The sequence below is a fragment of the Mesorhizobium sp. M7A.F.Ca.CA.004.04.2.1 genome, from assembly GCF_004022825.1.
Taxonomy (GTDB): Bacteria; Pseudomonadota; Alphaproteobacteria; order Rhizobiales; family Rhizobiaceae; genus Mesorhizobium.
Genome location: NZ_RZPH01000854.1, coordinates 1 through 2,673, shown reverse-complemented (window position 1 = coordinate 2,673; position 2,673 = coordinate 1). Strand labels below are relative to the sequence as shown.

The 2,673-nt window shown below is 66.0% G+C and carries 3 protein-coding genes; 2 read left to right on the top strand and 1 reads right to left on the bottom strand.

Annotation, left to right across the window (positions count from 1 at the left end; genetic code table 11):
* Positions 1 to 160 precede the first annotated feature (160 nt).
* The gene (locus EN893_RS28150; RefSeq protein WP_127269063.1) at positions 161 to 616 is read left to right on the top strand and encodes a periplasmic heavy metal sensor; all 456 of its coding nucleotides are present in this window, start codon (positions 161 to 163) and stop codon (positions 614 to 616) included.
* A 112-nt stretch (positions 617 to 728) separates the two neighbouring features.
* Positions 729 to 1,016 carry a hypothetical protein gene (locus EN893_RS28145; RefSeq protein WP_127269062.1) on the top strand — a complete coding sequence of 96 codons (288 nt, stop codon included), beginning with the start codon at positions 729 to 731 and terminating at the stop codon, positions 1,014 to 1,016.
* 120 nt (positions 1,017 to 1,136) lie between these two features.
* On the opposite strand, the gene EN893_RS28140 is transcribed toward EN893_RS28145, so the two are convergent.
* The coding region (locus EN893_RS28140; RefSeq protein ID WP_128361956.1) for an indolepyruvate oxidoreductase subunit beta family protein at positions 1,137 to 2,673 on the bottom strand (1,537 nt) is incomplete at its 5' end.

Genomic DNA, 2,673 nt, shown 5'->3' with positions numbered 1-2,673 from the left:
GGCTGGGACTTGCCGGCATTGGTCTGGCCGGTGCCGTGGCCGGGCTGGCCCTGGTGACCATCGTCACGCCGGAGGTCCAGCCGGACCATTATGTGCTGGATGCCAATGCGACGGCGTTTGGCGATGCCGGCCCCGCTGCCGAGAACGGTGAGGAAAGCCTATGAGCACGCGCTGGGTCCGTGGTCTGGTTATTGCTTCCGTGGTGCTGAACGTCTTTCTTGCCGGCGCATTCGTCGGCGGTGCGGTCTGGCTGAGAAATGCCAAAACAGGTGTCTCGCTGGAATCGGCCGGCCGACAACTTCCCGACCAGGATCGCAAGGCGTTCCGCGAGGCGCTGCGCCAGGTTCGCGTGCAGTCCCGTCAGATCATTCTCGATGGCCAGCAGGCCAGGCAGCAGGCAGCGGACCTGCTGCAACAGCCTGTCATGGACAAGGCCGCCGTGTCGGCGGCCCTGGAGCGGGCACGCAACGCCGACGCGACGGTTCGCACCCGGCTCGAGCAGGCCATTGTCGACTTCGCGGCGAACACATCACCCGAAAACCGGAGCGTGCTGGCACAGGCATTGCTGCGCCACATGGAACGCCGCGCTGCCGTGGCGCCGAAAAAATCGCCATGACGACCGACGGAAAATGCTCGAGACGCCGTTTAATGAAGAGAAGGGACAAGCCTGCCCGATCGCACCGTGCCGGGCGGCCATCTTCAAACTCGAATGCACTCGGAGCCCAATTATGAGTCGCCTGAAAAACTATGCAGCAGCCGCTATCCTGGCGGTCAGTGGAACTGTCGTGACCGCCACCGCGTCCAGCGCGATGCCCGTCATGTCTGTAACCCATCCGGCCGCCCCGGCATTGGTCGAGCATGTCCGCTGGGGGTGCGGCATCGGCTGGCACCCGAACCGATGGGGCCGTTGCGTGCCGAACGGCGTCGTCGTCGTGCGCCCGCACTACCATTACTGGCACGCTCCGGTCTATGGCTGGCACCCGCACCATCACTGGCGCCGCTGGCACCATAACTGATCGAAGCACGGCGGGGCCAGGCACCTGGCCCCGCGTCAGCGCCGGCGCACGGGCAATCCTGTCAGCCAGCCCGGAGTTAAGGTTAGCGCCGCTCCAATCCGTGGACGCCCGCTAGATATCTCAGCCGATTGGGTCCGGCCCCAGCGTCGCCACCGTCTTCAGCGCGCCGTCGAGCATGTCGCCCTTCTCGTCCTTCAGCGCCATCTCGCGCAGGCGGCGGATCCAGTCGGCGGCGTCGGCTCGGCCCTTGACCAGGTCGAGCGCCGACAGCACGCGGTCGAATTTCGACTGTGCCCGGACATGGGTGTCGCTGTAGCCCTTGATCAGCCGGCGGCAATTGAGGATCTCGACGGCCAGTGCGTAGTCCTGGGGCACATGGTCGAGAGCCAGCGCGTACCAGCGATCGAGATGCGCGACCTCGACCTTGTGGCGCAGCAGACTACGGCGCCAGCGGCGCAGGCCGCCGATGAACCACAAAGCGGCAAAGCCGGCAAAACTGTCGGTGCGGATGCGGCGGCCATGATTGATGCGGCGATCGAGAAGGGCGGCGAGCTTCGGGCGGTCCTCGATGTAGCTGCCCAGACCCGCCGGCAGCGTGCCGCAGAACTCCTCGATGCGCGGGTGGAAATATTCGGTCACCTGCAGGATCGAGCCGTCCTTGACGCCGACCTCGCGGCGCACACGTTTGCCGCGCGTCGAGCGCGTCTTGAGATCGGCGACGCGGATCATGTCGTCGTAGCATAGCGCGTTGGCCAGATGCTTGGCAGCAGCGATCGACAGGCCATAGCCCTGAAGCGGCCCGTCTAGCGCGACGGCCTTGTCCAACCGGTCGAGATACTCGCGCCCATAGGCGATGTCCTGATAGTCGACGACCTTTCTCAAGCCCCGAAGTGCCATGTCGCGTACGGCTACCGGCAACAGGTCGATGCGGTCAGCCAAGGCCTGCCAGCCCTGCAGCAGGTTTTGCGGGCCACTCACCTGTCCTGTGCCCAGGGCAGATTCGACAATCGCGGGCTCAGCCGGCTTCTGCGCCGGTGCTGCCGTGCCGCGCGCGCGGTCAAACGCAGCGCCGAAGGCAGCAAGGCTGGCCTTGACGCCCCGGCCGCCGGCACCGATCGCCTGTTCGTAGCTCTCGCGGGTGAAGGGCAGCGCATCGGACCCCGCTAGCGCGCCAAGCAGGCTGGCCGAGATCATCGAGCCATTGTCGGCTGCGATCTTTTCCATGTCGAAAGCGATGAAGCGCTTCGATGCGGCTTCCGCCGTCGCATGCACCTTGGAGGACGAAGCCCGGCCATCGCCCGGTTCGATCTTTTCCGACACGGCGGCGATGCGGTGCGACGAGGCAATCAGCGTGGTGCGGTCGGGCGTGACGAAGCCGCGAATGATGGCACGGCCGGCTTCCATCAATTCGGCGGCGATCAGGATGTCGACATCGCCCTGCGACGGCGACAGGGCAAAGACCGGCAGCCGGCCGGTGTCGCGGGCCATCTCGACATAATAGATGGTGGCGCCGGTACGCTGGGCGACACCGGCGACCGAGGTCGATTGCGCAACATAGCCGTTGCGCTCGGCGACATCGGTGATCCAGTCGGCGAGAACGCCACCGCCCTGGCCGCCGACCGCCAGCACGGCGAGCTTGATGACACGCTCGCTATCC